The following is a 5,184-nucleotide window of genomic DNA, read 5'->3' as shown; positions in this document are numbered from 1 at the left end:
GACACGCCAAGCCACTGCCGGTACGTGCACGAGCATGGTTCGAGGCCAGCGCAACGCTAGGAGACCCCCGCACGGTACGTACAGCAGGTACGCCAGGTGTGCACCGACCGTCACCGCGACGACGGCGACGTACCGGTTCGTCACGGCTGGCCATGCCTGATTGCGAACGTTTCAATATCCTTGCACCGTGCGCTAGGTTGCGCATCGTTCCGGTCGTTCACCAGCACGGTTGACACGACGAATGCTCAGCCGGACAGCTGTCCGTCGCCGACAATCCGATCCAGCCGTAGGCCCGGCCCCGGTCTGACCGGTCAAGTGGGGACGACGCGGTTCCACACGCGGTGCTCCTCGAGACCGGTGACGAGCGACGAGACGATTCCCGACGCGTCCGAGCCCGTGAAGATACCCTCTCCTTCCGCCGGAAGGCCCGCTGCCGCAAGCAGATTGGTCCCCGGCGGCAGCACGCCGATCGGCTTGAGATGACGGAACGCCTCGTCGACGAGGGTCCGAGCACTGGCTTCGGCTGGTGATCCAGCGACGAGAACCGCGTCGACTTCTACGGATCGTCCCGTCGAATAGGTGCGAGAAACTGGCGGGCCGCCGTCGCGGTTCAGCGTTCCACCATGTGAAGCGAACACCAGGGGGACCAGCTTGGCGGCGGTGATCGCGGCAACCGCCGCAGTCACCTCGCCGATGTCGGACTCCGCGTCGGTGAGGATGCCGATGCGACGACCGGCCACCGGCCACCGTTTCCCGACTTGCGAAAGCGCCGGACTGCCCGCCGGGGCGGAAGGCGCCGCGCCCGGAACAGGCGGCTCCAAACCCAGTCGCTCCGCGACGGCGGCGCACAGCTCGGTATCGATCTTCGCGAGCACAGAGAGCTCGCGTTCTTTGATCACCTGCTCGTAGCATTTACCCAACTCGAAGGCGAACGCCTCGATCACATGTGCCTGTTCGACCGGCTGCAGGCTGCGATAGAACAACGTCGCCTGGCTGAAGTGGTCGTCGTAGCTCGCGGGATTTGCGCGACATTTCCTCGACGCGGGCAGCGCAACGGGGGCCTCGATGAAGGCGGCGAGATCGGCTCCGGCGGCGAACGGGCATCCGCCATCAATGGAATTCGGGCGGTAGGGCGCATTGCCCGGATGTACGCCGTGTTGGTGAAAGCCGTCCCGCAACATGTCGTTGACCGGCGCGTGCGGGCGGTTAATCGGGATCTGCGCGAAGTTCGGGCCGCCCAGCCGGGTGATCTGAGTGTCGAGGTAGGAGAACAACCGTGCGTGCAGCAGTGGGTCGTCGGTGACGTCGATACCGGGAACCAAGTGACCGATATGAAAGGCGACCTGCTCGGTTTCGGCGAAGAAGTTGGTCGGGTTGGCGTTGAGCTGCATGGTGCCGATGACCTGAACCGGGGCCAACTCCTCGGGCACAATCTTCGTTGAGTCGAGGAGATCGATGCCTTCGAAGGTTTGCTCCGGGTTGTCCGGGAAGACCTGGATGCCCAGATCCCACTCGGGGTAGGCGCCGGCCTCGATGGCGTCGGCGAGGTCACGCCGGTGGAAGTCGGGGTCGACGCCAGCGGCGATCTGCGCCTCCTCCCACACCAGCGAATGCACCCCCAGCCGCGGCTTCCAATGGAACTTCACCAACGACGTCGTGTCGTCCGGCGCGACCAGCCGGAACGTGTGGACGCCGAAGCCCTCCATCGTCCGGTAAGACCGCGGGATCGCCCGGTCGGACATGGCCCACATGGTGTGCGCGGATGCTTCGGTGTGTAGCGACACGAAATCCCAGAACGTGTCGTGCGCTGTCTGGGCTTGCGGGATCTCGCGATCCGGGTGCGGCTTGGCCGCATGGATGACGTCGGGGAATTTGATGCCGTCCTGAATGAAGAACACCGGGATGTTGTTGCCGACCAGATCAAATGTGCCCTCGTTCGTGTAGAACTTGGTGGCGAAGCCACGGGTGTCCCGCACGGTGTCGGCCGATCCGCGGGAGCCGATGACGGTTGAGAACCGGACGAATACCGCAGTCTCGACACCGGACCTGAGAAACTCCGCCTTACAGAGTTTCTCGGCGGCGCCGTTACCCCGGAATACGCCGTGAGCGCCCGCGCCACGGGCGTGCACCACCCGTTCGGGAATGCGCTCATGATCGAAGTGCGTGATCTTCTCGCGCAGATGATGATCCTGCAGGAGCGTCGGGCCGCGTTCACCGGCCTTCAGCGAATGATCGGTGTCATACAACCGCACACCCTGAGCGGTGGTCAAGTAGTTGTCCTGCTGCCCCCGCGCGGTCGCCGGGCCATCCACCGGTGTTCCGGTCGCGGTGCGAAGATCCGGAGCGATTTGATCGTTCTTGGGCGGCAACGGCCCTCGCGGTGTCGTCGGCTCGGTCAGGTCTGGTGGTTCGGCGCCCGGCGCGCTGGGAATGTAGCCGCTTGCCTGAGCCTTCTGGGCCTTCCCTTCGCGGACCAGATAATCCTGACCGGACACCGCCCCGATCGCCTGTTTGGCCACTGCCTTGACGCCCTCGACTACACCCTTGACCGGGTTAGTGCGCCCGCCATCGTCCGCCATCGATTCTCCTTGGTTGGCTTGAATGCAATTCGCCCGCCTGAGGTCTCCGGCGGCTAAACTCCCGCGTTCCCCTAAGCGACGCGGCGAAACCCCGCTTGGCATGACAAGTTGAACAACTGGGCAAACCGGCAGCGTAAGCCCCTAGGGTCAGTTCAGCGTGTCAGAGCGAATCGGTGTGCCGGCCGAATTCGAGGCCGGCCGCGAAACGCCACCTGGCTACCCGATTCCCGCGCGTACCTGGTAGCGGCGCTCGGCATAGGCGAGATCGTCGCGCCATAGTTTGGTGGCCGCATAGCGCACGAAGGGCGTGATCAAGGGCGCCACCCGCGAGGCGCGCGCGAAACCGGGCCGGTCCGAATGCGCGATGGTGGCTTCCAGGACGGCGGTGCGCGGTCGGCCATCGGGACCCGAACCCATTGGGGTCGCGTGGGTTTCGACGACGCTGCCGGCGCCCTCTCCGTCCACGATGCGCATGACGATGGTGCGCGCCTCGGGGCAACTGAACTCCGCGACGACGGGCACCCCCAGGCGTCCCATCCGGAAGGTCACCGCCACCACGAATCGGTCGACCTGTTCGGTGGGTGTCGTGAGCACATCGAGCCGGGTGAACGAGTAGGGGTGAAACCACGCGCCGTGCCATGGATCGAGGCGGTTGGCGATGATGTCGCTCGGCTCGCACACGCCCACCATGCGGGCGACCGCGCTCAGCGTGTCGCCGGTCGGCCGCTGCCCAATCACCGGCCGATCCAGCGGTTCCTCCTTGCCCACGGCGTCGAGCCGCACCCATGCCAGGACGCCGTCGTCGTGGCTGGGCAGCGGGCTCCAGCCGAATTCGCGAGCGCGTCCGTCCAGCGTCAGGCCGTGCCAGCGGCAGATCAGCGCGCCCCGGTGCACGGTGCCGGTGGCCAGGTCCGCCCCCAAATGCGGACAACTGCGCGGCCCCACGCACAGCCCGCCCCGTTCGTCGCGCCAGGCGACGAGGTCGGCACCCGCCACCCGCGTGCCCAAGGGTCGTCCGACGGGCACCCGGTCGCTGGCGGCGAACGCATACCAGTTGCCGGTGGATTTGCGCTGCGAGCGCCGCAACGCGCCCTCGATGATCGCGGGTTGTGCGTCGCGATATGTCGGGCGCTGATCGGCCCATGACATGCGCGGAAGCACCTGCAGTGGCCACCCTTTGGTCCGCGTGGCGGACAGGCGTTGTTGAAGCTGTTCGTGGATCTTCATGGTCGGCTGGATCTTTCGCGCTCGGCCAGCCATCGCAGCAGTGGTGACCGGCCATGGGTGGGTACCGTGGCCAACGGGTGCCCGGCTAACCCCCATCGTTGCAGGAGTTGATTCGCCGCGCACCAGCCGGTGGTGGCGGCCCGCTCCATGAGGGCCACCGGCAAGTCGATGCGGATGGCGTCGCCGGCCAGCAACAGTCCCGGTGTCGGCGTGCTGACCGGCGGCCGGTAGGGATAGGAGCCGGGGGAAAACAGTGGGCAGTCGCTGCGATGCAGCAGCTTCTCGTGGACGATCTGTGCCGCAGCGGTTTCCGGATAGATCCTGTGCAGCTGTCGTAGCGCGGCGGCGCGCGACGGCGCGGAATCCAATGCGTACGAGTGCAGTTCGACGACAGAACCGTGATGCGCGGCGGCCCAGTTGCGGGCTTCGCATTCGTAGCGGTCCAGCACGCTGATGTTGTCGAGCGGCTCATGGCCGGCGGTGCCCAGAAACGCCGGCCGGTGCGCCGCCACCGGCCGGTCGAGCCACAACCGATGCACGGCGAACGGCGGCGCGGTGCGCAGCCGCGATATCTGGGCACGCCACTCGTCGGTGCCCAGGTCGCTCGACGCAGCAACGATCCGCTTCAAGCCCTCGACGTCGGTGGCCAATACGGCGGCGTCGACGTCGGGGTGGGCATCGGAATCGGTGCACACCCGGAAGGGCTTCGTCGACTCCATTTGGATGCTCAGCACTTTGGTTGCGAGCCGGAACCGCACGCCCAGCCCTTCGAGGTAGGCGCGCAACGGCTCCCACAGGGCGCTGTCGTAGTTCGCGCACGGCACGTCGAAGATCAGGCCTTCGGACGACCCCAAAAAGTAGATGTGAAACATGGTCGCCAATTCGGCCGCCGACAGCTGGGAGGGGTCGGCGAAGAAGCTGCGGGAGAAGACCTCGAACGCCAGATGCCGTGCGGCCTCGGGGAAACGGATGTCTTCGAGGAACGTCGCGGCGTCGGTGTGGTCCAGGCGCTTGTAGGTGCCGGGCACCGATACGGCGGCCAGTGGTGCGGCCGCCCGGGCGTCGATGCGGGTGAAGTCACGCAGCCGGAACGTGGGGCTGCGCGCCGCGAACACCACGGCGTTCCACGGTGGGGTGCGCGGCAGCCCGCGGAAGCTGTCGCGCCGGCCCGCCCCGTCGATCAGCGGGTAATCCTCGACGGGAGTGAGCATCCGCAGTTGCGGGTCGATTCGGCTCAGCAGGGCGCGCAGGTTGTAGTACTGCCGGAAGAACGCGTGGAAGCCGCGGTTCATCGCGAGCTCGGCGCCCCCTTCAAGTACCGCGCTGTCTCGTGGGAGGAGAAGCGCCGCCCGCTCGCCGCCGCCCGAGTGCCCGATGC

Annotated in this window: 4 protein-coding genes; all 4 read right to left on the bottom strand. The window is 66.7% G+C overall.

What is annotated here, in order from left to right; translation table 11 throughout:
- Nucleotides 1-114: DUF2784 family protein (locus tag A5652_RS27735; RefSeq protein WP_156745416.1), on the bottom strand; the 114-nt coding region annotated here is incomplete at its 3' end.
- Nucleotides 115-311: 197 nt separating this feature from the next.
- Nucleotides 312-2,579 carry a catalase gene (locus tag A5652_RS18880; RefSeq protein WP_067354885.1) on the bottom strand — a complete coding sequence of 756 codons (2,268 nt, stop codon included), beginning with the start codon at nt 2,577-2,579 and terminating at the stop codon, nt 312-314.
- Between the two features lie 216 nt (nt 2,580-2,795).
- Entirely contained in the window at nt 2,796-3,806 is a 1,011-nt protein-coding gene (locus A5652_RS18875) for a DUF5914 domain-containing protein (RefSeq protein WP_067354882.1), read from the bottom strand.
- A partial coding sequence (locus tag A5652_RS18870) for an FAD-dependent oxidoreductase (RefSeq protein ID WP_232001242.1) occupies nt 3,803-5,184 on the bottom strand: 1,382 nt, incomplete at its 5' end. The genes A5652_RS18875 and A5652_RS18870, both read right to left, overlap by 4 nt.

Origin of the sequence: Mycobacterium sp. 1165178.9 (assembly GCF_001673555.1) — a bacterium.
Classification (GTDB): Bacteria; Actinomycetota; Actinomycetes; order Mycobacteriales; family Mycobacteriaceae; genus Mycobacterium.
The sequence above is the reverse complement of the archived record's forward strand: the minus strand, read 5'-3'. Positions and strand labels throughout refer to the sequence as shown.